This window comes from Paenibacillus sp. FSL P4-0176 (assembly GCF_037975265.1).
GTDB classification, from domain to species: Bacteria; Bacillota; Bacilli; order Paenibacillales; family Paenibacillaceae; genus Paenibacillus; species Paenibacillus amylolyticus.
This window is the reverse complement of sequence record NZ_CP150242.1, coordinates 3,755,023-3,778,280: the sequence shown is the minus strand read 5'-3', so window position 1 is coordinate 3,778,280 and position 23,258 is coordinate 3,755,023. Positions and strand designations below refer to the sequence as shown.

Below are 23,258 nucleotides of genomic sequence, written 5' to 3'. Positions count from 1 at the left end.
GAACCGGTCTTAGAGCCAGTTTACAAAACGGGAGACTAACGTTTGGCCTCATCATGATGCTTTTGCTAACCGCGATAGCCGGCATTTGTATTTGGCAGGCAGTCACATATTACGGACAGGGGTGGCTTCTACTTTATTTGTTGCTCTACGTGTTGTTCTTGGTTCCATATATACTTTCCAAGCTTAGAAGATTCATCGCCATTATCAACGGGAGCAAAGAGATTGCCGAAGGAAATATTCAAAACACAATTCAGGATACCGGCAAGGATGATCTATCCAAGCTTGCTGGTTATATTAACAATATGAAAGCTGGGTATCAAAGCGCGCTGGAGAATCAAATGAAGAGCGAACGGTTAAAAACAGAGCTGATTACCAACGTATCACATGATTTGAAGACCCCACTTACTTCTATTATCAACTATGTTGATTTATTAAAAAAAGAAAATCTGTCTACAGAGACCACCCGAGCCTATATTGAAACCCTGGACCGGAAGGCGCTACGGATGAAGCTGTTGATTGAAGACCTGTTCGAAATCTCAAAGATGGCCAGCGGTACAGTAGAGCTGGATATTGAGTACGTCGATGTCGCGACATTGTTGACACAGGCGATTGCCGAGTCCAACACCAGTATAGGACAAGCGTCGCCTGTGATTCGGGAGAGGATTGCGAAATTCCCGATCCATGCACATTTGGACGGCAATAAAATTTGGCGTGTATTCGAAAATTTAATTGGCAACGCGCAGAAATATTCGCTTCCGGGAACCAGAATCTATATTTATTTGGACGAGTCTGATGATCTGGTGCTATTCAAAATTCAAAATACTGCTGCTTATGAGATTGATTTTGCTGCGGAAGAGTTGTTCGAGCGTTTCAAAAGAGCAGATGAATCCCGCCAGACAGAAGGCTCCGGCCTAGGGCTGTCCATTGTGAAAAGTATCGTTGAGCTGCACGGCGGGGAGATCAAAATTGAAATTCATGGTGATCAATTCAACGTTATTCTGCATTTGCCCAAGCAGCGCTTAATTTAAAAGTCCTAAAACTACGTTAACCCTCAATGCTCCTTTTCAGGAGTATGAGGGTTAACTTTTCATTTTTATCAGGTACTAAAGGTGAATCGTATGAATGGCTTACCAACATCGATTCCTAAATATTAGTCCAGAAGGCTGTAGATCTGAATGCTCTCCACCTTGGCATCCTTGATATGAAACGACATTACATCCACATAATTGGATGGTTCGTAACGGAAGTCATCCTCTTCATCTGGGGCTCCATCACCAAGCAGTTTCCCCTCAGGGTAGGCGTTCTTGAGTGTATCCAGGCTATCTCCTGCTTTAATGTTTCGCGCTGTCGCGTACTTAGGATCTGTAATTTCGATATGAAAGATGGAGTCTTGTTTTCCCTCTGGTATACTGATTGTTTTAATCTCCAGACCAGGATACGTATAGACCTTTTCTGTAAAACCGATTAACGTATCCATGTTGGTTCCATCGTCGGCACTGTACGTATGAGATTTCAGGTTATCCGGTTTGCCCAGCATCTGTTCCATCTGATCTTCATTCGCTGTATCCGAAATCGCAATGGTGTGCTCATTATAGACAAAAGCAAGCTCCTTCAGCACCACATTACCTTCCTTCTCCATCGAACCTTCTTTAATAGCTTCAGTACCCTTTTCTTCCGAACTTTCGGAAGCAGGCGCAGGAGAATTGGTTGCTCCTTCGCCTTTGCTCTGTTCATTCGCTGTGTTCTGTCCGGTTGCTGGGGGCGTAGCATCATTGGACTGACAGCCCGCTAATGCCACCGTTAGTAGAGCACCTAGTACGATAACACCTGTTGCTTTGTTTATCAATTTCATCATGATCCCTCCATAAATGTGTGATTTGTTCTTATGAAGTGATTATAAATAAATCATTTGTTAGTCTCATAACAGAAATGTACCAATCTTGTAACTTTAATTATTTACCCGCGTGTTTCCGCACGGGGCAACACAATCGTAACGGTTGTTCCTTCCCCGATTTGACTTTCCATGTCAATATAACCATTAAACCGCTCGACAATCTCCTTGCAAATAGAAAGCCCAAGACCTGAACCGTTCGCTGTGCTTGCATTTTTCGCCCGGTAAAAACGTTCCTGCACTCGCTCCAGCTCATCGCCCGCGATACCAATACCTTGATCACGTATCCGTATAACTACCTCGCTTGGCGTATGTTCCAACTTCAATTGGATTAGCGATGGACCGCCTGAATATTTGATGGCATTGTCCACAAGGTTCGCAATCGCATGAGACATCAGCATTGGATTTACGTTGGCGTAAACTCTTGTCTTACCCTCATCATCCGGTTCTTCCTCCGCCTGACTAACTCTGATCTCTATCCCTTTATCCTTGGCCTTGGCACCCATATTCGTTGCGACTTGCTGAATCAGTTCGTTCATTTCTGTCTTCTCGACTTCCAAATCGTTAGAACCAGCCTTGTCGAATCGGGATAACAACAACAGTTCATTGATCAAGCGCGTCAGCCGATCCGATTCCTGCAGCAGATGAGCATAGATTTTTTGCAACTCCTTGTCCTCGTTCTCCCCTTCAACCAAGTACTGAGAGAAACCACGAATGGCTGCCAAGGGTGTTTTTAACTCGTGAGATACATTGGAGACAAATTGTTTCTGGTACTGAATGTAATCATGAAGCTGCCGCCCCATGGAATCCAGCCCATCTGCCAGCATGCCCAGCTCATCCTTCCGATTGAGATGAACTCTCCGAAACTCCTGTCTAGAGAAACTTTGCGTAGCGCTAAGCAACAGTTTAATCGGCTTGGTAGTGTTGCGGGCAATCCACAGACTGGATAACGTAATCAGTACAATAAATCCGCCTGCACCCGCAAACAAGATATAACGGATTTGGTCCATAATCGCATAAAAGTAGGAAATGTCCTCCACGAACTCATACACATAAGCGTTCTCGTAGAATTGATCCTGAATGGGCGTCGCAAAATAAAGCAGATGATCTTCCGTTACGGTGTAGGCATAACTGCCGCTCAGGGATTTCTCAATATTTTTTTCGAAAATAAGAGGTTTGCCATCATTAATGATGATGCCATCCACAGCCAAGCCCAGCAACTGCTTGGAGCTGTCATAGATACGTACTTCCTTGCCCGAAGCTTTCAGCTTCTCTAGAGCAAGTCTGACAATTTCCTTGGTCTGGGGGTCTCCTGAAGTTGACCTATGCTGTGATAACACCTCACGGAAGGACAACTCGGACAGATCTGCTTTCTCCATCATCTGTTTCTCAATGGTAATGAAGCTGTAATAATCGATGGCTTTATTCACCGCAAAAATGATGATGCCAAAGGACAGCACGGAGAAAAATAAATAATTCAGCAGTAACCGGGTTGCATACTTCAGGCCTCGCCACCTCCAAGTTGATAGCCAAATCCATAGATCGTCCTGACATACTTCGGTTCGTCGGCGTTATCCTCCAGCTTCTTCCGTAATCGCATGATGGTCATATCTACACTGCGACTGTCTCCCATAAAATCATATCCCCATCCGATCTGCAGCAGCTCATCCCGGGTAAAGATTTTGTCTGGCCTTTTGAGTAACGTTTCCAGAATTTTAAACTCTTTGGCCGTTAAAGACACGGGTACACCGTTTTTCAGCACCCTGCGGCTTTCCAGATCAAATGTCAGTTCTTCATGAATGATGCGTGTAGATTTCACTTCTGTTCCTTCACTTGATTCTTCCTTGCTCTCGTTTCTTCTCAGAATGACCTTGATCCGAGCGAGCAATTCACGATTGTCAAAGGGTTTGGTTATGTAATCTTCCGCCCCTAGCTCTAGTCCCAACACCTTGTCGATTACCTCATTTTTGGCAGAGAGCATGATCACAGGAACGGCACGTTTCCCGGTGATTTCCTTGCATAGGTCATATCCGGAGCAGTCAGGCAACATCAAATCAAGCACCACTAGATCCGGCCCAAAAGTATCCAGCAGCTGCAGGGCTATTTTACCGTTTTCAGCCGTTTGAACGACGTAGTTTTCTCTTCTCAGTACAAGCTCAATTAAATCTCTGATTGCGATTTCATCGTCAATGACAAGTATTTTCTTCAATGTGCACCCCTTCTAGCCTTGTTCCCCAGCTTGAATCATCATTTACCCTCATCTTAGCACAGACACTTTAGATTCCTCCACCAACTGGAAGGTGAGGTATATTCCACTCAGCCCAACATAACTTGTAATAAACTCGAAGAAAGGAGAACAATCCATGGATCTGCTCTGGGTACTCATTGTTGGTGGACTTATTGGCTGGTTAAGCGGCAACTTGATTGGGCGGGACGTACCGGGCGGTGTACTTGGGAACATTATTGCGGGTTTTATCGGTTCCTGGTTAGGAACGGAATTGTTGGGACCAAGGGGGCCGGTAATTGGCGGATTTCATATTATTCCCGCCATCGTTGGCTCGATTATTGCCCTGCTCATCTTCTTTGCTCTGGCACGCGGCGGAGCCTTCCGAAGACGTTAACATAGAGAGGCGGAAACCGATCCCGTCGTTCATTAGTACAGGATAAACATCAAAGGACCGAAAGCATTCATCGATGGAAGATGAACACTTACGGTCCTTTTTTTATTTTTGTACTGATTTCATCCATTGTCGTGTTTTTCGGAAGATTGGTTTTTGGCTGTTATCATCCCCTGAGCCAAAAGACACATCCACCATCCTCTTCATTTCTTTTCTAAGTGTTTTGACGAGTTTGTTTTATCTAATTCAAGCCCGCCGTTTATCTTGCTTCTTATGCTTCGTCAAGTTGTTCAGAAGCTACTAAGCGATGCGCCGAGACAAGCTGTCCGGAAGCATCCTTACCCCAAACTGAAATTTGAACTTGTTGCTCTGCTAAACCGCTCGTTGTAAAGACAAATTCAAAAGAATTAAAGTCTGCGTAATAATTTTTGGTTAGGACCTGATTAGGATTTATAGAAATTAACTCAAGTACATATAGTGTTCTTGTTCCATTCAAATAATAACCTTGAATCAGGATATTCGAGCCATCGACTAAGTTTCGATTATCTATTTTGATCGTCAACTGTTGTGTCGGCCTTACACTATTAACAGGATTATTTTCTATCGGTCCGGTGGATAAAATCATTCTCTCTTACCCCTTCCCAACATCTATTGTGCATCATTATGACCTGAGGTTTTACCAGCTCTCAGCAACTCTAAATACCACATCAACTATATTTGAGCCTGCCCCACCAATATTTGATACAGCTAATGTTACGACCTGATTTTCAGGAAGCGTGAAGTCCAATAGTTCTGATGAAGCTAATATTCTGGCAACACCTGTTCCGCCTCCTGTAACACCTTGAAACACTACTTCTCCTCCGGTAATCGTTGTAGACGAATTGTTTACCAACAAAGCTGTTTCACTATCGGGAATGATCGTTGTAGCTGTTGGATAATTAATAAATGCTCCATCAAGAGTTCCACCCACAAGTACTTGATAACTAAGATCTACGGATGAGATAATGTTTAGTTCTTCTAGATCCACCTGAACAGAGTTCGTTCTAGCTGATCCCGAAGGGAAGATTGCTTTTCTTGTAAATGATAGGACGGGCGTTAGTGTTGATGTAAGATTAGTAATCCTTCTCCTCTCCGAAGTGACCCTAAAAGTAGGATCATATTTTCCGATAATACTATATTGTCTTCCTCCTACAAAAAGGGTATAAGCTTCTGCAGTTCCGTTATTATCGATTTGTGCTCTTAATGGGAGGTTCGGGTCAATAAAACTCGTTTGACCTGTTGGAGAGAATCGATGGACGGTAATTACCTCTTGCGCTAAAGTCGACGGATTAGGGATGACCACTCTAAATTCGATTACTCCATATCCATACCAAGTAAATACGATTTGAAATATATTCCCTTTAGATAAACTAAGCGTCGCTCCACTCGGACCTGTTCCATCTAATCGGTCTACATTCCATAAACTTTGAGGAAATGTTGTATCGGAGCCTCCTCGCCGTATGACCACGAATACATTTGTGCTATTTACTCCAAAAAAAGCCCCGTTCTGATCGTCAAAGAATCCCCATCTTCCAATCTGATTACCTATCGGCAGCATAGGTATTCGAACGCCGATTCCGGCTTCTCCTGCGAATCCTGGCTCGTATCTACCTCGTAATACACTTTCTAGAATGGCTGAATCTATTCCGTTAGTGGTATTGCTTAGATTAAATTCCGTTGCATCATTGGTAACCGTACCATCCCCAAGGGTTGTAACGGAATCTCTTAGAATGGATAGACCATATGCAGATGTTAACTCCACAATTGGGGTTTTTTCCGATACAATTAGCTCATCGAATTGCGAACTTATATTGGGACCCACATTTGAGATTATAATATCCGACAAGATAGTTCCTCCTTCGCAGGAAGGGAAAAGTGAATTTCCTCCTTCTCCTATTACTTTTTACCATTCTTCAGTAAGACTGAAGGTGGCCGTAACAGGATTAGTCCCCCCGCTTAAATTCGCTACGGCTAAAGTCACAATTTCAGAGTCAGGTAATTGGAAATCCAATAATGAAGCTGAAGCTGATATTCTGACACTTCCCGCAACTCCGGCTACTAAGCCTTGTAATAGGACTTGACCATCCGCAATTGTCGTTAGTGTGTTGTTAATTAGAAGAGCTGTTTCCGAAGTTGGAATATTAGTCGTTGCTGTTGGAAAGTTTACGAAGCCTCCATTAATCGTTCCGCCTAATATGATCTGATAATAAATATCATCTGTAGTTATAAGATCAATACTTTCTAATTTGACACTCACTGAATTTGCCCTACCTGAACCTGGCGGGAAGGATGTCTTTCTCTGGAAAGACAAAATTGGTGTGAGTGACCCTGTTGCAGTTACAGTTCTCCTTTCGGAAGTAACCCTGAAAACGGGATTATATTTACCCAATATACTGTATTGTCTTCCTCCAACGAATAAATTGAGTTCTGATTCTGTGCCATTATTAAAGATTTCCGCACGTAGCGGAAGATTAGGATCGGCCAGACTGGTTTGCCCATTGGGGGAAAAGCGATGAACGATAATTACTTCTTGTGCTAAAGTTGCAGGATCAGGGATGACGACTCTAAATTCGATTACTCCATACCCGTACCATGTAAATACGATTTGAAATATATTCCCTGTAGATAAACTAAGCGTTGCGCCACTCGGACCTGTTCCATCTAATTTATCCACATTCCAAGATGCTTGAGGAATAATAGTGTCAACACCTGCTCTTCTGATCGCTACAAATATTCCATTCACTACGCTCTGTCCAAAGAATAAGCCGTTCTGATCGTCAAAAGCGCCCCATCTGACCACTTGGGCCCCTGTCGGTGGAGCCGGCAATCGAACTCCTATTCCTATTTCTCCCGCTAAACCTGATTCATACCTTCCTCTCTCCGAGCTTTGAAGAATAGCAATGTCAGATCCGGATATAGTTGTAGTTAATTGAAATTCCGTATTATTACTTCCCACTGTAGCATCGCCCAATGTTAAAACAATGTCTCTTAGGTTGGATAAGCCATATACAGAAGTCAACTCAATAATCGGCGTTTTTTCACTGGTTCTTAATTCGTTAAATTGAGAGCTGACATTTGGTCCTACTCCCACGATGGTCGCATTAGGCTCAATCGTACCTGGGGCTCCCGTCGCTCCTGTGACTCCTGTAGCCCCTGTAGCCCCAGTGGCTCCTATGGCTCCTGTAGCTCCCGTTGTTCCTGTGGGTCCTGTTACTTCATTTGCGCCTAGCAATTCTGAAGATACAATGCGATGGGGAATTACAAGTTGCCCCTCTACATTTTTTCCCCAAACCGAGATTCCCATCTGATCTTCTGCTAAACCGCTCGTTGTAAAGACAAATTCAAAAGCATTAAAGTTCCCATCATAATTCTTCGTTATTACTTCATTTGGATTCACATTAATGAGTTCGTTTACGTATAAGTTTCGAGCTCCGTCTAGATAATATCCTTGAATCAAGATATCGGCACTATTGATTAAATCTCGGTTATCCATTTTAATTGTCAGTTGCTGCGTTGGCCTTACACCACTGACCGGATTATTCTCAATCGGTCCGGTTGATAAAATAGCCATAAAATTTTATTCTCCTTTTTTCCAAAATGATTAGAGGTAGAAATATTCATCCACCTCCACCCCTTTGGTTTTAAACTAACAAAAATTTAGGCGCTCATCTTCCACTCCGCTACTGAACCTGAATAATCGAAACAGAACCATCTGTAAGTGTAGCTGTTGCCGATCCATTATAAAGAAAATCGATTGTAAGCGCAGTTGAAGTAGCATCAGCTAAAAACGTACCCGATACACTTACATTCGCATCTAAAGTTCCTGTAACTGCTCTCCCTGAAAACCGACTTTGAAATACGAGGTTAGTTCTTGGTGTGACCGTAACGTTCCCAACTACAGAACTCGTTGCTCTAAACGTATACGAAACCAAATAAATGTGGCCTATTGCCAGTACAAAGGTTGTACTTGTAGGATGCAATATGTTAGTGCCATTAATAAATACAGTCGTATACGAAATAGCTGTCGCATTTGCAACAGAAGGTACGCTAACATTAAATAATCCATTTTGTATTGTGGCATTTGCCCCGGTTGCACCTGTGCTCCCTGTTGCCCCAGTTGAGCCCGTTGCACCTGTTGCCCCACTTGTGCCTGTTTGCCCAGTCGCACCTGAGATCCCCGTGGCCCCAGATACGCCCGTTGCGCCTGAGATGCCTGTGGCTCCGGTTGCACCCGTGGCCCCAGTCTCGCCGGTTACGCCCGTGATGCCTGTCGCTCCAGTTACCCCCGTTGCACCAGTTACCCCGGTTACGCCAGTGATGCCCGTGGCTCCCGTTACGCCGGTTACGCCGGTTGCACCAGTTTCCCCGGTTGCACCCGTGATGCCTGTGGCCCCAGTTACCCCCGTTGCACCAGTCTCCCCGGTTGCACCCGTGATTCCCGTGGCTCCGGTTACGCCCGTTGCGCCTGTCTCCCCGGTTGCACCCGTGATTCCCGTGGCTCCAGTTACCCCCGTTGCACCAGTCTCCCCGGTTGCACCCGTGATGCCTGTGGCTCCAGTTACGCCCGTTGCACCAGTCTCCCCGGTTGCACCCGTGAAGCCTGTGGCCCCAGTTACCCCCGTTGCACCGGTCTCCCCGGTTGCACCCGTGAAGCCTGTGGCTCCGGTTACACCCGTTGCACCAGTCTCGCCAGTTGCACCCGTGATGCCTGTCGCTCCCGTTACCCCGGTTGCACCAGTCTCCCCGGTTGCACCCGTGAAGCCTGTGGCTCCGGTTACACCCGTGGCCCCAGTCTCGCCAGTTGCACCCGTGATGCCTGTCGCTCCCGTTACCCCCGTTGCACCAGTCTCCCCGGTTGCACCCGTGATGCCTGTGGCTCCGGTTACACCCGTGGCCCCAGTCTCGCCAGTTGCACCCGTGATGCCTGTGGCTCCCGTTACGCCGGTAGCACCAGTCTCGCCGGTTACGCCCGTGATGCCTGTGGCTCCGGTTGCGCCGGTAGCACCAGTCTCGCCGGTTACGCCCGTGATGCCTGTGGCTCCGCTTGCCCCCGTAGCCCCTGTCTCGCCAGTTGCACCTGAGATCCCCGTGGCTCCGGTTACACCCGTTGCGCCTGTCTGGCCGGTTGCACCTGAGATGCCCGTAGCTCCGGTTACGCCCGTGGCCCCAGTTGCGCCGGTTGAGCCTGTGATTCCCGTGGCTCCATTGTCTTCTAACAATTCTGAAGATACAATACGGTGAGGCGTTACGAGCTGTCCCATGGAGTTTTTTCCCCAAACTGAAATTTCTACTTGTTGTTCTGCTAAACCGCTCGTTGTAAAGACAAATTCAAATACGTCTAGGTTTGCAAAATAATCTTTTTTTATGGCTTGATTTGGATTTACGCTAATTAATTCGAGTATATATTCCGTTCTGGTTCCGTTTAGGTAATAACCCTGAATCAAAACAATTGCATTCGTAACCAAATTTCTATTATCAATATTAATGGTCAGCTGTTGTGTTGGTCTTACACCACTGACCGGATTATTCTCAATCGGTCCAGTTGATAAAATGGCCATTTATTTCACCCCGCTTTCTTTACGTTTTAGGAACAGGAGAGAAATTTGCATTCCTTATATCCTAATCCTTCTCTCACTCCTATAGACCGACAATTTCAACGGTTTGGTCATCCGCTTCTCTGTGCCGCATATTTGTATCCATTAATGTTGTGCTTTTATTTTTTCATTAAAGGGAACTAATTGACTCTGGAAAGCACTTGTACCTTTTCTTCACAACAAAAAAAGCCGCTAAAATAGCGACTTTAAAGGGTATTCGTTCTTTTACATCGACCTGAACCGTTCGCTGTGCTTGCATTTTTCGCCCGGTAAAAACGTTCCTGCACTCTCTCCAGCTCATCGCCCGCGATAACGATACCTTGATCACGTATCCGTATAACTATCTCGCTTGTCGTATGTTCCAACTTCAATTCGATTAGCGATGGACTGCCTGAATATTTGATGGCATTGTCCACAAGGTTGGCGATCGCATGGGACATCAGCATTGGATTCACGTTGGCGTGGACTTTCGTCAGAAGCTTATCCTCCATTTTCTCGACTTCCAGTTCGCTAGAACCAGCCTTGTCGAATCGGGATGTTTGAACGGTTCAAGTCTGATCATGACCATCTATGCCCTCCTCAATGGTACTGACCCGTGACATGTTCTTGCGTATCTTGCAGCATCTTGGCAAGCACAACGATCTGTCCTGCGTGATATCCGTAGTGTGCCGATACCTGGATAAGCAGACGACCGATTACTCTTGTATCGTAGGTTTCTTCAGTACACCTATTCGTTCGATGCATTCGGTTCCAATCCTCACGGTCATAGCGAATGATAACCTCTCGGGACAAATCGTCGTTCGATAACGCAGCTACAACATTTTCCGATTCCTTTCTGGTTTCCCGAAGAAGAAGAATCAGCTTTTCTCTCGATATTCCCCCGTCCTTCGTGAATTCACGGGTTCGCGTCCGGATGAACGGTCTGTTGCCGATCGCGCTAACGAAATTCTGATATTCGTTACCTGCCAAATGCAAACAAAGATTACCGATGCTATTCATGGAGCCCTTTATTCTTATCCAAATGAGTTCATCATTCAGCAAGTTCAAACTCTTCTCGATACGGTCAAGCTGCTTGTTCATGTCTTCCATAACGTGTCTGATCAGTTCAATCATGAACATCCTCCCAATTCTCGGTCAGGCGCAAATAATCTTCAAGGGTTACATGCGCGAATTCTCCAACTTGAATGGAGAAACCTGTATGTATAAAATGAACGACTCGCAAATTTATCATCGTCGTAACCCACCTCCATCTGCTCTATTGATCCATGATAATGAATTGCCCTTCGAGTGTAAAATGAAAAATACCAGCCAATCGGGCGTTAGCCATACGATTGCCTTTGATGATACTACCGGCTGTACCAGCTAATATCCTGCTAAAACCGTTAACCCCTTCCATTAACCGTGTCATAGGATTGGCAGTCCCCTCCCTGGGAGCGAGTTCTCCTGCTATCGCCGCTTTTATTAAAGAGACGCAAAGTTTGCTTACATAAATCTCTTAAATCGCAATCGGTACAAGTGCTTGGCTCGGGACACGAACTTGTACTGATAATATAAAAAAGCCGCTAAGATAGCGACTTAATGGGAATATGTTTTTGTCCCTCGACAGATGCCAATTTTAATGTTTAGCGGTTTTTTCCAGTCTTCTTTTTTAAAATGTAATGACAATCTTACCTACAGCGTGGTGAGTTTCACTCAAAGCATGTGCATCATAAATCCCCTGTCTACTAAACGGGAATGTGGCCCCTACAATCGACTTTATCTTTTTCTCTTCCATCAGATCTGCCATTCTCTCCAATTGATCACCATCTGGCTGTAGCCAAATCCCCTTTGCCGATACATTGTGAGACTTAGCAGTATCATGATTGGGTTCACCAACAATGGTAATCAGTCTTCCGGTATTTGGCTTAAGCACCTTATAGCTATTCTCAGCTACTTCTCCACCCATCGTGTCAAACACTAAATCTATATCTTTTAGAATCTCTTCAAAATTTTCCGTTTTGTAATCAATCACCTGATCAGCACCTAACGAATAAAGAAGTTCATGATTTTTTTCACTTGCTGTTGTAATAACATGAGCGCCGGCATGCTTTGCTAATTGAATGGCATACATACCTACACCACCAGCTCCAGCGTGAATAAGTACGGTTTCACCTTCTTTTAGATCGCCATGAGTAAACAGTACCTGCCATGCTGTTAAACCAGCCAAAGGTACAGCCGCAGCCTCCTCATATGAGATTGAATCAGGTAGTTTTGCCAGAAGGTGCTCATCAACTGCTGTATATTCAGCATACGAACCGAAACGTGTTGTATCAGGACGACTGAATACTCGATCTCCAACTTTCCATTTGCTAACGTTTGAACCGATTTCAGTTATGACCCCGGCTACATCCCAGCCTAAGATAATAGGAAATTCCCAATCATACATTTCTTTTAAGTAACCCTCTCTTAATTTCCAATCGATTGGATTAATGGATGTAGCCTCTAATTTTACAACCACTTGATTGGCTTCTGCCCTCGGTTTATTCACTTCCTGCTCAACTAACTCTTCTTTACTTCCATATTGATTAATCACAACTGCTTTCATTTTTGTATCACTCCTCTATGCTAATAGCCTTTTACATGTTATTCCCGATTATTTATTTGTATCTAGTCACTGGGGTTCATGCATATTATGCTTACTCATTTTTAAACAACCAGGATAAAATTATGCAAAAGTTAAGTTGGAATCGTTAGAAATGTTGCTTTTATTGTTATAATTTTACATAAAAAACTATTGAAATGGACTTAGTTTTAGTTTATATTTGACTTATCAACAATTGACTAGTCAAACATTGATAGCTCAACTAAATATAAAGGGAGAGTAACTATTATGAAACCATACCAACAAACAAACGATTTTAACGAAATTATTTATGGACGCCGCTCCATTAAGACATACGATTCATCCGTAAAAATCAGCAGGGAAGAAATGACTCAAATCATCAATGAAGCTAGCACTGCCCCTTCCTCCATCAACATGCAGCCTTGGCGCTTCCTTGTGGTGGATACTCCAGAGGGAAAAGAAAAACTCGTCCCACTGTCTCGCTTTAACAAAGAAAAAGTCGCTCAAGCTTCTGCTGTCATTGCCGTGTTTGCGGACAAAAACAACTTCGATTATGCAGAAAACATCTATGGAAAAGCTGTTGAGCATGGCTTAATGCCACAAGATGTTAAGGACTTTCAGTTGAAGGCATTCAAACCGATATATAACAACATGTCCGATGCTGAAATGAACGATGTCATTATGCTTGACGCCGGTCTGGTTTCCATGCAATTGATGCTGGTTGCCCGTGCACATGGGTATGACACCAATCCAGTCGGTGGTTATGAAAAAGATCAAATTGCTGAAGTGTTTGGCTTGGATAAAGAACGTTATGTACCAGTCATGCTACTGACAATTGGAAAAGCTGCAAGCGAGGGATACACCTCCTACCGTATGCCAGCCGAAGAGACCACGTTTTGGGCATGATTCAAAGCGATAGTGCGAGTAGTCTCCACATTGTGATATAGTTGCCTTTAGTTGCTGAATGTCTTGGAAGGAATCTGCCCTTGTTACATGAAGCTTTTCAAGACATTCTGCACCATTCAAGGAGGGGCAAACATGAATTGTTCGCTGGAACAAGAAACCTTATTAATATTACTTAAAAATATAAGCAATCAGTTGAAACCTAAATTTGAACGTTGTACGGGGATCAGCTCCTCACGATACGTTCTGCTGTATCATCTCTATCTTCATGAAGAAGTTACACAAAGCCATTTGCAGAAGGCCATTCATATTGACAGTGCTGCTGTTACACGCCATTTGAAGCAACTGGAAGCAGACGGTTTGGTGTCACGAAGAAGAAACCCCGACGATCATCGGGAAACCTTCGTCCGGTTAACAGAACAAGGGCTAACGCATATCGCCAATTTCAAACAGGATCGAAACCAGTTTCTTCATCAGATGATACTGGATTTCAGTGAAGAAGAAGTTGCAATGATGACCGACATGCTTACTCGCATGCAATATAATCTGAAGGATCTGTAAATTTACGATGACAGTCAGCCTTCTTCAGATTTCTTTTCATAAATGAATAAAACTAGTTAGATGAGATGATACAATATCTCAGATTAACAAGAGAATATAGACCATATATTATTCATGCAAGATCAAAACAAACCGCTGAGTGTTTCATTACATGGCGGTTTGTTTTAATTTATCAACAGCTAGCTTTTCGAAATATTACAAGTTGGACTAGCACATACTAAGGAACAGTTGGCTGAAGCTTACATAATGGAGGTCTCATCATGGTATTTACAATCACAATTATCATCGTTGCACTGTTTGCAATATGGGGAGCCGTCGCTCCTGATCAGCTAGCGGATGTGGCTAATGTTGCCTACAACTTCTCTATTCAGAATTTTGGCTGGTTTTATTTGCTAGCGACACTGTTCTTCCTGATCTTTGCTTTCTATCTGGCGTTCAGCCGGTTTGGGGGTATTAGGCTTGGGGATGACGATGATGAGCCGGAGTATTCTACGATTTCCTGGCTGTCCATGCTGTTTAGCGCGGGTATGGGCATTGGGCTGGTTTTCTGGGGAGTTGCTGAACCGCTATCCCACTATTTATCTGCACCTGAGGGGGCGGTACCCGAAACAACGCAAGCAGCCATACTTTCAATGCGTTATTCCTTTTTCCACTGGGGGCTGCATCCTTGGGCTATCTATACCGTCATCGGCTTAGCACTTGCTTACTTCCAGTTCCGGAAAGGATACAAAGGGCTGATCAGTTCAACCTTTATTCCTTTGATCGGTGAGCGTCTTGCTGCTGGCTGGCTTGGTAAGGTTATTGATATTCTGGCGGTCATATCCACCATCTTTGGTGTTGCGACCTCGCTTGGATTGGGTGCTCTTCAGATCGGCGGGGGTCTGAATCACTTATTCGGTATTCCTAACTCGACTCTGTCTCAGGTTGTCATTATCATCGTTGTAACCGTACTGTTTTTAATCTCGGCAACCTCCGGTCTGGATAAAGGTATTAAGATTCTGAGCAACGTCAACCTCGTTATAGCTTTGTTATTGATGTTGTTTGTATTGGTGACTGGACCGACTTCTTTTATATTTGACACATTCACAACAACCTTGGGCAGTTACATGCAGAATATTATTAACATGAGTTTGAGACTGACGCCGTTCTCAAGAGAAACCTGGATTGGAGCATGGACGTTATTTTACTGGGCATGGTGGATCTCGTGGGCTCCTTTTGTCGGCACTTTTATCGCAAGGGTATCCAGAGGAAGAACCATAAAGGAATTTGTAATTTACGTCATGGTTATTCCAAGTCTTTTCGGATTTATCTGGTTCTCCGTCTTTGGCGGAACAGGACTTCACATGGAATTGTTCAATGCCGCTCATCTGGCGGAGGCTGTCAAGGAAGATACGACAACCGCTTTATTCCTAATGCTGGAGCAGCTGCCTTTGGGCACGATCGTGGCATTCATCGCCACAATGCTGATCATGATCTTCTTTATTACGTCGGCTGATTCAGCTACCTTTGTACTGGGCATGCTCACTTCAGATGGCAAACTGGACCCAAGTACAAGAGTGAAATTAACCTGGGGAATTATGCAGTCCTCCATCGCGGTAGTACTGCTAATCAGCGGGGGGTTAACTGGCCTCCAGACGGCATCCATTGTAACCGCATTGCCGTTCGCTATTGTCCTTATCGGTATGTGTTTCTCCCTGCTCAAGGCTCTAAAGGCTGAGGACAAAGAGCGCCGTCAGAAGGAAAAACGGCAGCGCCAAAAGCTGAAACGACTGCTGGAGGAACAAGAAATCTCGTTGAAGGAAATTTCCGGCAGGTAATGTATACTTGATGTTAAAACTAACAAAAGCCCGCGTCCTTGCGGGCTTTTTATTATTTCATGGTATTGAGTTTTTGATTACTTGCTGCTCCTATACCAACTACAAAGAGTAACACCGAAGCCCCAAGAAGAATGAAAAGTGGCAGGTTCCAACTATTTGTTGCATCGTGCAGATATCCTATAAGGGCTGGACCGATTGCGGCAAGAAGATATCCGATCGATTGGGCCATGCCAGATAGTTCCGCTGCTTGATGCGCATTTTCAGTACGCAACCCGAAAAACATCATGGCCAAACTAAAGGCGAAACCTCCACCAATTCCGAGTATGACGATCCACAACAGAATGACATTAGAACTATTCACCTCAACAAAAAAAACTATATAGCTAGTATATTGTTTATCTAGATTCTTTTCCATTCCCGTTCAATAGAACGTGATGAGATTTTATTGATAAAATTGTATTAAAAGGATAAAATGACGAGCATCAACGGTTTTATTTGAAAAATGGTATAGCTTATGAAAGGTGGTTTAGCAATGAAAATTCTCATCGTTGGCTATTTTAGCGAGACCTCAAAATCAAATATTGCAAGGTGTTTTCCGCAAGACTGGAACGTTGTAATTGTTCCGCCCGGAAAAGAAATGCTGCATCATATTGAAGATTGCCAAGTAATCATTCCTGAACATATTAAAGTGGATCACAGTCTGCTTTCTAACGCAAAAAAATTAAAATTGGTACAGACAGGTGCAGGATTTGATAATGTGGATGTCCCTGCCTGTACACAGCGCGGCATTTGGGTGGCCAATGCTGGAGGAGTGAATGCACAGGCAGTGGCCGAGCACGTCATGGCACTGATATTGTCTTATTATAAAAACATACCGTTTCTTGATACTTTCATGAAAAACAAGATGGATGAAAATCAATTGGACTATACAGGGAGTGAATTAAAGGGCAAAACGATTGGGATTATCGGTTTGGGTGCTATTGGAAAAAAAGTAGCTGCGTTTTCCAGGGTTTTTGACATGAATGTGCTGGCGTATGCGAGAAATGCCATTGTACAATCTGATGGTTTTGTGAAAATGACGGATTTCGATACTCTTGTAAGTACATCGGACATAGTCAGTGTACATGTACCCTTGAATGAGCAAACCAAACAACTGATCAACAAAGCGGCATTCAAAAAAATGAAAAACACCACTCTTTTTATCAATACAGCACGCGGCGGCATTGTCAACGAAAGAGACTTGATTGATGCATTAAAAAACGGGGATATTTCAGGCGCATGCCTGGATGTGTTTGAATCTGAACCGCTTCCGATTGACAGTGAGCTCCGGAGTCTGGGTAATGTGATACTTACTCCCCATACAGCGGGAATGCCTGATGGTCGGAAATTTCATAAAACAAGATATGATTTCTTTATAAAGAATATAAAACGTGTAGAAAATGGTGAAGAGCCTGAAAGCAAGCTCAATCAATTATGATGTTTTGGTGTAGGGGTACCTTTCCCCTGCCCGTTTTGCACAGCAATTTACCGCAAGATCCGTAGCGTAAGTGTCCACTTTCTTGACAGAGGTACATCATACAGATTGATTCGAACTGTCCCACTATTTATGATTTTGCTTAAGTTGGTATTCAAGTTCATGAAGTTTGATCTATTATTGCCAACGGTTAAATCGGTACCAAGTGTTAATATCTTTCCCTGCGTTAAGCGTTCCCTCACCTCTCGTAATGTTGAGCTGTTAATACTCGTTATCTGGTGTTTTGTAGTAAGCAACTAATTGTGACTGCTTGGATTGCCGTTTTTCCTGGTTGGTCATTTCCAGTTCCGTGTACATTAGATTGGACTTTGCGTCAAGGTAAATGGTGGTCAAGCGTTCACGGACTTAGGTCTGCATTTTTTCAATGCCTAATGATACAGAAAAAAACCTCAGCCGGGTTAACCGAGATGAGGTTCTTTTAACTTTCTAGCAGGTCTCTCACGTATGCTTTATTTAATAACTTCAACCTTTTTATCCCCTGCTGACTTCGCTACTTCTAACGTTGTTGTACCCTGAATAGCGACTATCACGCCAGTAGCCAGCATAGAAACGATTAAAGCTGCACTGAGTGCTGTGGACATTTTCTTCTTGACCATAATCATACCTCCTATATTTATTAAGTAATAAGTGGCTCAAGACGATGACGAGCCGTGGGTGACTAATCAATTACAATATTTCACTTTTTTATTGAGTAATTCACCTAATGATTGTAGTATAACGTACTGACAATGATTGTAAAACAATTTTTTCCATTTGGAGTCTCATCCCATCGTTCCCACCTTACAGCAGTTCAAAATGAAGTTGAGTCTCAGGTAACTTCGTATTTCCTTTCCACTGATTTGCACCGTATCCCAATTCCAGAACCGCAGCAATGCGCTCGTTACTTAGTACACCAAACATTTCAGTACGGCTCGGGTCGTACATCCAGTCATGCAAGGTACAGCGCACACCCAGACTTTGCTCATGAGCCAGCAAGCGGAAATTCTGAATTAGGCAACAGACAGCTGCAAAGTCCTCTTCCCGCTTATATTGATCCGCCTCTTCCTTCACCAAGACCAGAAGATACGCAGGAGCCTGGTTCTGTAATCCCTGCATGATGTCCCCATACCGGTTATCAGCAAAGATAAATCGCCACGGCTCTCGGAGGCCATCATTTGGCGCCCATACGGCATGATTGAGCAACTCAAGGATTAGGTCCTGCGATACCGGTTGATCCAAAAACTCAATCGGACCGTCCATGTCTCCTTCCAAATCTGACAATTTCATTTTCATATCCTCCTCTTCTATGTAGGCTGCCCTCGCAATACGGTCCACTTCTGCTCGGCTGGTGTCCTTTTCCGACTTCTTGGCGCTTTGTCGTAATACCCTATATGAAGAATACCAACAAATCTTTCATCCTCACGTAAGCCAATTCCATTGAAGAACCCTTCATGCTGAATCATGGACTCTGTATCCCACAACATTCCTAACCCTCGTTCCCAGCCCAGCAGTTGGAAGCTCTGCATCACCCCGCAGGCAGCCGCATAATTACGGTCATTGGTCAGACGATTCGGTCCTACAGTCGACATAACAATGACGTGCGCAGGAATATCGGTAAATCTCTTTTTAAAAACATCCAGAAGTTTCCCTGGAATCAGCTTGCCGAGCTTGCTTTGTGACATCTGTTCCAGCATGCAGTCCACCAACCGTTTGCGTGCTTCTGGCGTTCCGGCATATACTACACGCCATGAGCCAGACTCAAGATATGGTTGAAGCCGTATAGCCTTACGCAGTAGTTCAACAACCAACTCCTGGTCCACCGGCGTAGAGTTACATTTACGAATACTCCTGCGCTCCCTGATCAATTCCGCCAGACTCATATGCTTCACTCTCCTTTGTTCTATCTGGATTCAATATTTATACTGCTGTCTTGTAGAAATTGATGGATTACTTTTAGCTCCGTTTCCGAATATTTGTCAAGAGTACGATAGAAGCGCTCAGCCTCATGTATATGCAGACGTTCATGCAATTCAAAGATTTTTTTGCCTTGCGGTGACAACCGGAAATAGCTCTCCTTTTTGTTGTCGTTCATTTTCGTACGTTTGACGAATCCTTCCTCCAGCAGTTTGTTGCCAATTTTGGTGATACTTGCTTTGGACAAATTCATTGCCTCGGCAATACCCGTGTTGTTAATGGGCTCATGCTTGCCTATGCAATCTATCATATGAACCGCGGTCAAATGCTGAGGGATTTTCTCGATGCTTTCACGCTGGGCGATACTTAGGAAATGCTCGATTTCTGTATCCTTGTGGTTCTCATACACATGTAAAAAACGGATAAATTGGTCATAAAGCAACTGTTTTGTTCGATCTTTTGAGATCATTCTTTGATCGCTCCTTATTTACTTGTAAACAAAAATATTCTTTTAAAAATAGAGTTATTCTAAATAAATTCTAATATTTAGTTTACTGGTTAACAATATACCATGAATGATAATGCTTATCAACTATATTCTCTGACATTATGAATGATGAGTTTAGAGTACTAAACCACCAGATTAATGACTTTAGCCCTCACACATTTAGGCTATTGGCCATATCCTAACTTGGAATTGTAAGTAACGATTAAAAGGAAGGATTTTTCAATGTTCCCCCAACAACATTTGAAAAGAGGTCATGATATGTCTTATTTACCTTATTGTTATAATTGTTATTAGTATAACTTTGATTTACGACTAATATATTGCTCTACTCTCTTCACTTTTTCTAAGTAGATTCGTCCCGTAGTTCCCTGAAGCCATGCACCATTACCTGTCCAATTAACATCAACCGCTCGATTTAAATCAAAAATCCGCTCCCAACTTTCTTCTTTCGTCATTTCTAGTATCCCCTTATTAAACTCACCTTCTTCATGTTCATTATCAGAGCAAAATCCATTGTTCAGTACCAGGTTCCATCTATCAAGATCTGATATTAGTACATCTGTCTCCTTGAGATCAATGGTCAATCTTACGCATTTAGTTCCTCCCTCAAAATGTCCGGTAGATCTCATATCCGGCTTTTTGATCCATAGCCAGATTGGATACTCACCTTTATAATTAGGTAATCTTGTTTTCATTTGTTCCATCATCCATATGTATTGTTTTGGAAACATTAAGTGTTCAGAGCTTCCCTCCAAGTAACCTGTTTCTTGAGCTTGTTTCCAAACCTCTGATGTCTGCATACTCCAATAAATCATTTTCTTGGGTACCTCCTTGCTTTAAATTTCTCGCCAGTCTTCCCCATATTCTCTTTCTAACTCATCTTTAAATTTAAAGTATAGATCTTCAATTTCCTGATATACTTGCTCCTCTCGTAACTCCAAATCATTGTATCTAGCCTCGATCAAATAAAATAACAGAGCCTTTTCCCTAAATTTTAATTCCATCTTACGTGTCTCCTTATAAAATATAGTTCAACTAAGATAAGTTTTGGATCTCTCTGAAGTACAGATAAATCATCTTTTTTTGCTTAATTCCTTAAACAAGTCCCGTTGCTCACCATATATATTCTGAGTTGGCGTTCCAAGCTACATTCCCTTCTCTTTGTATCATGCCGCTTGTCCTTTCTCTTTTCTATAACTGATTGAGCCTCAAAGATAAATTCCATATAACACATCGTAACGGTTTCTAGCTGACATGACAAACTGTGAACAAATTATGCAAGCTATTACGAATGGGGCCTGATACGAACATGATCATTTTAAAAAGTGATTATGAAATTGAATCCATCCGTAAGGCATGCCAAGTGGTGGCTGAATGCCATCGTAAAATTGCCCAGGTACCTGCACGAGGTGCCAATGAATAATTGGTAATTGCGCACCATGATCTTGTCCCTCGACATCAATTCATAATGATAATGAAAAAACCTCAGCTCGGTTAACCGAGCTGAGGTTTTCGCATCAGGTGCTTCGAATATGCCCTAATTAGGACGATATAGTCGCACCTAAGCTTCTTCATAGTAAGGTCACGCTTGTGCTTTAATAACTTCGACCTTTTTATCACCTGATGATGCCTCTAACGTTGTTTTACCTTGGATAGCGACTATCACGCCAGTAGCCAGCATAGAAACGATTAAAGCTGCGCTGAGGGCTTTGGACATTTTCTTCTTGACCATAACCATACCTCCAATGTCTAATTACAATATTTAACTTTGTTAGGTAATCCATCGGGTGATTGTATTATAACGTACTGACAATGATTGTAAAAGGATTTGTTCCTTCCTCCGGTTGCCCACTATTGCGACTGAATATGCCAGTGAATTTTCCGTGGTTACATAAGAATCTAAATAACCTAAAAATGGTTTACAATTACGACATTAAATGTTACATTAATTTGAAATTGAGTAATTTAATAGATTCGACTGGGGTTAAGGATCTGGGGATTACGAAACTGAGGCAGTGTTTGCCGTTTGACAGTCTGGTAAGTATGAATATGACGGTGGTTCTAAAACACCATTCATTCAACATTAGGAGGATATTCTAATGAAAACAAAATCACTAAAATTAATTACAGTTGGTGTGACTTGTGCTTTAGGGATTGGAATAGGAGTTTATGGCTGGGGAGCTGCATCTGCCGATACTAGTCCCTCTAAAGATCAAATGGAAATAAAAATCAATGATAACGGTCAAACATATGGTTCATTTATTTATCATGATGAAACAGAATTAGATCTAGTTAAGGCTTTTGGTGTAGACGGAACTGAAGGTGTTACATTAAGACTTCAGATATGAATCAAGATTTGCCACAAACTCCCGAAGAAGCAATTCAGAGTATGAATGAACCAAAAGTCGATAAGTATATAAACTTGTACGATAGCAACGAGAATATTATCGGAAAATTTCTACTCACTAGTTCAGATGATTAACACTAAACTATACTACTCCCCCAAAAAAAGGCTCTCCATGATGATTGAGGGCACTTTAAAATGCCAACATCTATAAACAGGATACCCACCTCATTTCTGAGAAGGGTTATTCTGTTTTCTTTGCTCCTTGATCGGCTTCCTCGTTATCTACCGCAAAACCCGATTTTGCTCCTGAATTTCAGGTGATTGAAAGGCTAAGATATATCTTCCCACCGCCGTTTTAATAACAGGCAATTTTTCTCCTTTTTCATAATGTGTCCTTGTCGGAAAACTACCTGGAATAATATGCGTGGCAAGAACGGAATCATCACTCAAGACACCGATAAAGATGGTTTCGCCAGTTAATGTCTTCAACTCGTCAGCAACTCGAAGAATACTTAGATTAAAAACTATGATCTTGAAGCTTACTCATTAAAACACTACAATGTCTTTGATTTCAATTGGCATGGCGCTACCATCCCCTCAATTACTTTCAATGAATCTCCCACTTAATCGGTTAATTTGACGATCACACTATGCATATCTTCTACAAAGTAATGGTGCGATCTATATTCTCTGCAACTCCTTCGGGATGATCTCTATTACGTCAAAGCAACGTTGCATATAACTTTTGTTCATTACATACGCCCTCTGTTTAACCACCTTTCGTTTAATCTTAAAATGTCTCATACTACTTGAAAAGTAGGCACCTTTTTATTAGATAGGAACCAGAATGTAACTAATGGGTGTTAACAACAAAACAACCGTTTCAAGAACGATTGTTTTGTTGTTACATTGTCATGACAGATTAAACTATTGTTTTGTAATGTTGAGTTA

Annotated in this window: 28 protein-coding genes and 1 pseudogene; 7 read left to right on the top strand and 22 right to left on the bottom strand. The window is 43.0% G+C overall.

Features of this window, described 5'->3' with window-relative positions; genetic code table 11:
* Positions 1-152: 152 nt before the first annotated feature.
* Positions 153-1,028: a HAMP domain-containing sensor histidine kinase gene (locus tag MKY95_RS17025; protein ID WP_339193490.1), complete on the top strand. Its 876-nt coding sequence runs from the start codon at positions 153-155 to the stop codon at positions 1,026-1,028.
* Positions 1,029-1,150: 122 nt separating this feature from the next.
* Here MKY95_RS17025 and MKY95_RS17020 read toward each other — a convergent pair whose 3' ends face one another.
* The 3 genes from MKY95_RS17020 to MKY95_RS17010 form a co-directional block, all read right to left on the bottom strand.
* Positions 1,151-1,855 carry a hypothetical protein gene (locus MKY95_RS17020; RefSeq protein WP_235200813.1) on the bottom strand — a complete coding sequence of 235 codons (705 nt, stop codon included), beginning with the start codon at positions 1,853-1,855 and terminating at the stop codon, positions 1,151-1,153.
* A 101-nt stretch (positions 1,856-1,956) separates the two neighbouring features.
* Entirely contained in the window at positions 1,957-3,321 is a 1,365-nt protein-coding gene (locus tag MKY95_RS17015; RefSeq protein ID WP_235200814.1) for a HAMP domain-containing sensor histidine kinase, read from the bottom strand.
* A gap of 71 nt (positions 3,322-3,392) precedes the next feature.
* Complete coding sequence (locus MKY95_RS17010) at positions 3,393-4,100, bottom strand: response regulator transcription factor (RefSeq protein ID WP_036613937.1); 708 nt, start codon at positions 4,098-4,100, stop codon at positions 3,393-3,395.
* Between the two features lie 154 nt (positions 4,101-4,254).
* Here MKY95_RS17010 and MKY95_RS17005 point away from each other — a divergent pair, with 154 nt between their 5' ends.
* On the top strand, positions 4,255-4,512 hold the full coding sequence (locus MKY95_RS17005; RefSeq protein WP_024630063.1) for a GlsB/YeaQ/YmgE family stress response membrane protein: 258 nt from the start codon (positions 4,255-4,257) through the stop codon (positions 4,510-4,512).
* A gap of 268 nt (positions 4,513-4,780) precedes the next feature.
* Here MKY95_RS17005 and MKY95_RS17000 read toward each other — a convergent pair whose 3' ends face one another.
* The 9 genes from MKY95_RS17000 to MKY95_RS16960 all read right to left on the bottom strand — a co-directional run bounded on the left by MKY95_RS17000 (position 4,781) and on the right by MKY95_RS16960 (position 12,726).
* Complete coding sequence (locus tag MKY95_RS17000) at positions 4,781-5,134, bottom strand: hypothetical protein (protein WP_036613938.1); 354 nt, start codon at positions 5,132-5,134, stop codon at positions 4,781-4,783.
* A gap of 51 nt (positions 5,135-5,185) precedes the next feature.
* On the bottom strand, positions 5,186-6,394 hold the full coding sequence (locus tag MKY95_RS16995; RefSeq protein ID WP_036613939.1) for a hypothetical protein: 1,209 nt from the start codon (positions 6,392-6,394) through the stop codon (positions 5,186-5,188).
* A 57-nt stretch (positions 6,395-6,451) separates the two neighbouring features.
* Entirely contained in the window at positions 6,452-8,119 is a 1,668-nt protein-coding gene (locus MKY95_RS16990) for a hypothetical protein (protein WP_235200815.1), read from the bottom strand.
* 109 nt (positions 8,120-8,228) lie between these two features.
* The gene (locus MKY95_RS16985) at positions 8,229-10,106 is read right to left on the bottom strand and encodes a collagen-like protein (RefSeq protein ID WP_339193484.1); all 1,878 of its coding nucleotides are present in this window, start codon (positions 10,104-10,106) and stop codon (positions 8,229-8,231) included.
* A gap of 242 nt (positions 10,107-10,348) precedes the next feature.
* On the bottom strand, positions 10,349-10,633 hold the full coding sequence (locus MKY95_RS16980; RefSeq protein ID WP_036615349.1) for an ATP-binding protein: 285 nt from the start codon (positions 10,631-10,633) through the stop codon (positions 10,349-10,351).
* A gap of 88 nt (positions 10,634-10,721) precedes the next feature.
* Entirely contained in the window at positions 10,722-11,255 is a 534-nt protein-coding gene (locus MKY95_RS16975; RefSeq protein ID WP_036615351.1) for a DUF1572 family protein, read from the bottom strand.
* Positions 11,248-11,373 (bottom strand): hypothetical protein, encoded by a 126-nt coding sequence (locus MKY95_RS16970; protein ID WP_268748595.1) that lies wholly within the window; start codon positions 11,371-11,373, stop codon positions 11,248-11,250. The genes MKY95_RS16975 and MKY95_RS16970 overlap by 8 nt, the downstream gene beginning before the upstream one ends.
* A 24-nt stretch (positions 11,374-11,397) precedes the next feature.
* Positions 11,398-11,550 (bottom strand): hypothetical protein, encoded by a 153-nt coding sequence (locus MKY95_RS16965; RefSeq protein WP_155985136.1) that lies wholly within the window; start codon positions 11,548-11,550, stop codon positions 11,398-11,400.
* Positions 11,551-11,790: 240 nt separating this feature from the next.
* Positions 11,791-12,726 carry an NADP-dependent oxidoreductase gene (locus MKY95_RS16960; protein ID WP_036615353.1) on the bottom strand — a complete coding sequence of 312 codons (936 nt, stop codon included), beginning with the start codon at positions 12,724-12,726 and terminating at the stop codon, positions 11,791-11,793.
* Positions 12,727-13,011: 285 nt separating this feature from the next.
* Between MKY95_RS16960 and MKY95_RS16955 the strand changes: the two genes are divergently transcribed.
* From MKY95_RS16955 to MKY95_RS16945, 3 genes are all read left to right on the top strand, one after another.
* Complete coding sequence (locus MKY95_RS16955) at positions 13,012-13,650, top strand: nitroreductase family protein (RefSeq protein WP_036615355.1); 639 nt, start codon at positions 13,012-13,014, stop codon at positions 13,648-13,650.
* 132 nt (positions 13,651-13,782) lie between these two features.
* On the top strand, positions 13,783-14,208 hold the full coding sequence (locus MKY95_RS16950; RefSeq protein WP_036615356.1) for a MarR family transcriptional regulator: 426 nt from the start codon (positions 13,783-13,785) through the stop codon (positions 14,206-14,208).
* Positions 14,209-14,468: 260 nt separating this feature from the next.
* Positions 14,469-16,025 (top strand): BCCT family transporter, encoded by a 1,557-nt coding sequence (locus tag MKY95_RS16945; protein WP_036615358.1) that lies wholly within the window; start codon positions 14,469-14,471, stop codon positions 16,023-16,025.
* A 52-nt stretch (positions 16,026-16,077) separates the two neighbouring features.
* Here the strand turns inward: MKY95_RS16945 and MKY95_RS16940 are convergent.
* Positions 16,078-16,380, bottom strand: a pseudogene (locus MKY95_RS16940) (MFS transporter); the annotation flags it as partial.
* Between the two features lie 177 nt (positions 16,381-16,557).
* On the opposite strand from MKY95_RS16940, the gene MKY95_RS16935 reads away from it, so the two are divergent.
* On the top strand, positions 16,558-17,502 hold the full coding sequence (locus MKY95_RS16935; RefSeq protein ID WP_036615361.1) for an NAD(P)-dependent oxidoreductase: 945 nt from the start codon (positions 16,558-16,560) through the stop codon (positions 17,500-17,502).
* A 258-nt stretch (positions 17,503-17,760) separates the two neighbouring features.
* On the opposite strand, the gene MKY95_RS16930 is transcribed toward MKY95_RS16935, so the two are convergent.
* The 8 genes from MKY95_RS16930 to MKY95_RS16895 all read right to left on the bottom strand — a co-directional run bounded on the left by MKY95_RS16930 (position 17,761) and on the right by MKY95_RS16895 (position 21,692).
* Positions 17,761-17,892, bottom strand: a complete 132-nt coding sequence (locus MKY95_RS16930; RefSeq protein ID WP_339193479.1) for a hypothetical protein — start codon at positions 17,890-17,892, stop codon at positions 17,761-17,763.
* 116 nt (positions 17,893-18,008) lie between these two features.
* Positions 18,009-18,155: a hypothetical protein gene (locus MKY95_RS16925; protein WP_179087923.1), complete on the bottom strand. Its 147-nt coding sequence runs from the start codon at positions 18,153-18,155 to the stop codon at positions 18,009-18,011.
* Positions 18,156-18,339: 184 nt separating this feature from the next.
* Complete coding sequence (locus MKY95_RS16920) at positions 18,340-18,825, bottom strand: nitroreductase family protein (RefSeq protein ID WP_036615363.1); 486 nt, start codon at positions 18,823-18,825, stop codon at positions 18,340-18,342.
* A gap of 17 nt (positions 18,826-18,842) precedes the next feature.
* Positions 18,843-19,418, bottom strand: a complete 576-nt coding sequence (locus MKY95_RS16915; RefSeq protein WP_036615365.1) for a nitroreductase — start codon at positions 19,416-19,418, stop codon at positions 18,843-18,845.
* A gap of 20 nt (positions 19,419-19,438) precedes the next feature.
* Complete coding sequence (locus MKY95_RS16910) at positions 19,439-19,921, bottom strand: MarR family transcriptional regulator (RefSeq protein WP_017688279.1); 483 nt, start codon at positions 19,919-19,921, stop codon at positions 19,439-19,441.
* Between the two features lie 329 nt (positions 19,922-20,250).
* A complete protein-coding gene (locus MKY95_RS16905) occupies positions 20,251-20,775 on the bottom strand; it encodes a DUF3841 domain-containing protein (RefSeq protein WP_036615368.1) in 525 nt (174 codons plus the stop codon).
* 21 nt (positions 20,776-20,796) lie between these two features.
* Positions 20,797-20,964 carry a hypothetical protein gene (locus MKY95_RS16900; protein WP_155985137.1) on the bottom strand — a complete coding sequence of 56 codons (168 nt, stop codon included), beginning with the start codon at positions 20,962-20,964 and terminating at the stop codon, positions 20,797-20,799.
* A gap of 578 nt (positions 20,965-21,542) precedes the next feature.
* Positions 21,543-21,692, bottom strand: coding sequence for a hypothetical protein (locus MKY95_RS16895; protein ID WP_179086457.1), 150 nt, complete (start codon positions 21,690-21,692; stop codon positions 21,543-21,545).
* 367 nt (positions 21,693-22,059) lie between these two features.
* Here MKY95_RS16895 and MKY95_RS16890 point away from each other — a divergent pair, with 367 nt between their 5' ends.
* Positions 22,060-22,308 carry a hypothetical protein gene (locus tag MKY95_RS16890; RefSeq protein ID WP_339193476.1) on the top strand — a complete coding sequence of 83 codons (249 nt, stop codon included), beginning with the start codon at positions 22,060-22,062 and terminating at the stop codon, positions 22,306-22,308.
* 281 nt (positions 22,309-22,589) lie between these two features.
* Here MKY95_RS16890 and MKY95_RS16885 read toward each other — a convergent pair whose 3' ends face one another.
* Positions 22,590-22,796 carry a hypothetical protein gene (locus MKY95_RS16885; protein WP_339193474.1) on the bottom strand — a complete coding sequence of 69 codons (207 nt, stop codon included), beginning with the start codon at positions 22,794-22,796 and terminating at the stop codon, positions 22,590-22,592.
* Positions 22,797-23,258 lie beyond the last annotated feature (462 nt).

Coding starts and splice junctions, on each gene's coding strand:
- MKY95_RS17020 (WP_235200813.1), bottom strand. CDS start 1,855: ATGATGAAATTGATAAACAAAGCAACAGGTGTTATCGTACTAGGTGCT.
- MKY95_RS17005 (WP_024630063.1), top strand. CDS start 4,255: ATGGATCTGCTCTGGGTACTCATTGTTGGTGGACTTATTGGCTGGTTA.
- MKY95_RS17000 (WP_036613938.1), bottom strand. CDS start 5,134: ATGATTTTATCCACCGGACCGATAGAAAATAATCCTGTTAATAGTGTA.
- MKY95_RS16990 (WP_235200815.1), bottom strand. CDS start 8,119: ATGGCTATTTTATCAACCGGACCGATTGAGAATAATCCGGTCAGTGGT.
- MKY95_RS16985 (WP_339193484.1), bottom strand. CDS start 10,106: ATGGCCATTTTATCAACTGGACCGATTGAGAATAATCCGGTCAGTGGT.
- MKY95_RS16980 (WP_036615349.1), bottom strand. CDS start 10,633: ATGGAGGATAAGCTTCTGACGAAAGTCCACGCCAACGTGAATCCAATG.
- MKY95_RS16975 (WP_036615351.1), bottom strand. CDS start 11,255: ATGATTGAACTGATCAGACACGTTATGGAAGACATGAACAAGCAGCTT.
- MKY95_RS16970 (WP_268748595.1), bottom strand. CDS start 11,373: ATGATAAATTTGCGAGTCGTTCATTTTATACATACAGGTTTCTCCATT.
- MKY95_RS16965 (WP_155985136.1), bottom strand. CDS start 11,550: ATGACACGGTTAATGGAAGGGGTTAACGGTTTTAGCAGGATATTAGCT.
- MKY95_RS16960 (WP_036615353.1), bottom strand. CDS start 12,726: ATGAAAGCAGTTGTGATTAATCAATATGGAAGTAAAGAAGAGTTAGTT.
- MKY95_RS16955 (WP_036615355.1), top strand. CDS start 13,012: ATGAAACCATACCAACAAACAAACGATTTTAACGAAATTATTTATGGA.
- MKY95_RS16950 (WP_036615356.1), top strand. CDS start 13,783: ATGAATTGTTCGCTGGAACAAGAAACCTTATTAATATTACTTAAAAAT.
- MKY95_RS16945 (WP_036615358.1), top strand. CDS start 14,469: ATGGTATTTACAATCACAATTATCATCGTTGCACTGTTTGCAATATGG.
- MKY95_RS16935 (WP_036615361.1), top strand. CDS start 16,558: ATGAAAATTCTCATCGTTGGCTATTTTAGCGAGACCTCAAAATCAAAT.
- MKY95_RS16925 (WP_179087923.1), bottom strand. CDS start 18,155: ATGGTCAAGAAGAAAATGTCCACAGCACTCAGTGCAGCTTTAATCGTT.
- MKY95_RS16920 (WP_036615363.1), bottom strand. CDS start 18,825: ATGAAATTGTCAGATTTGGAAGGAGACATGGACGGTCCGATTGAGTTT.
- MKY95_RS16915 (WP_036615365.1), bottom strand. CDS start 19,418: ATGAGTCTGGCGGAATTGATCAGGGAGCGCAGGAGTATTCGTAAATGT.
- MKY95_RS16910 (WP_017688279.1), bottom strand. CDS start 19,921: ATGATCTCAAAAGATCGAACAAAACAGTTGCTTTATGACCAATTTATC.
- MKY95_RS16905 (WP_036615368.1), bottom strand. CDS start 20,775: ATGATTTATTGGAGTATGCAGACATCAGAGGTTTGGAAACAAGCTCAA.
- MKY95_RS16900 (WP_155985137.1), bottom strand. CDS start 20,964: ATGGAATTAAAATTTAGGGAAAAGGCTCTGTTATTTTATTTGATCGAG.
- MKY95_RS16895 (WP_179086457.1), bottom strand. CDS start 21,692: ATGGTCAAGAAGAAAATGTCCAAAGCCCTCAGCGCAGCTTTAATCGTT.
- MKY95_RS16890 (WP_339193476.1), top strand. CDS start 22,060: ATGAAAACAAAATCACTAAAATTAATTACAGTTGGTGTGACTTGTGCT.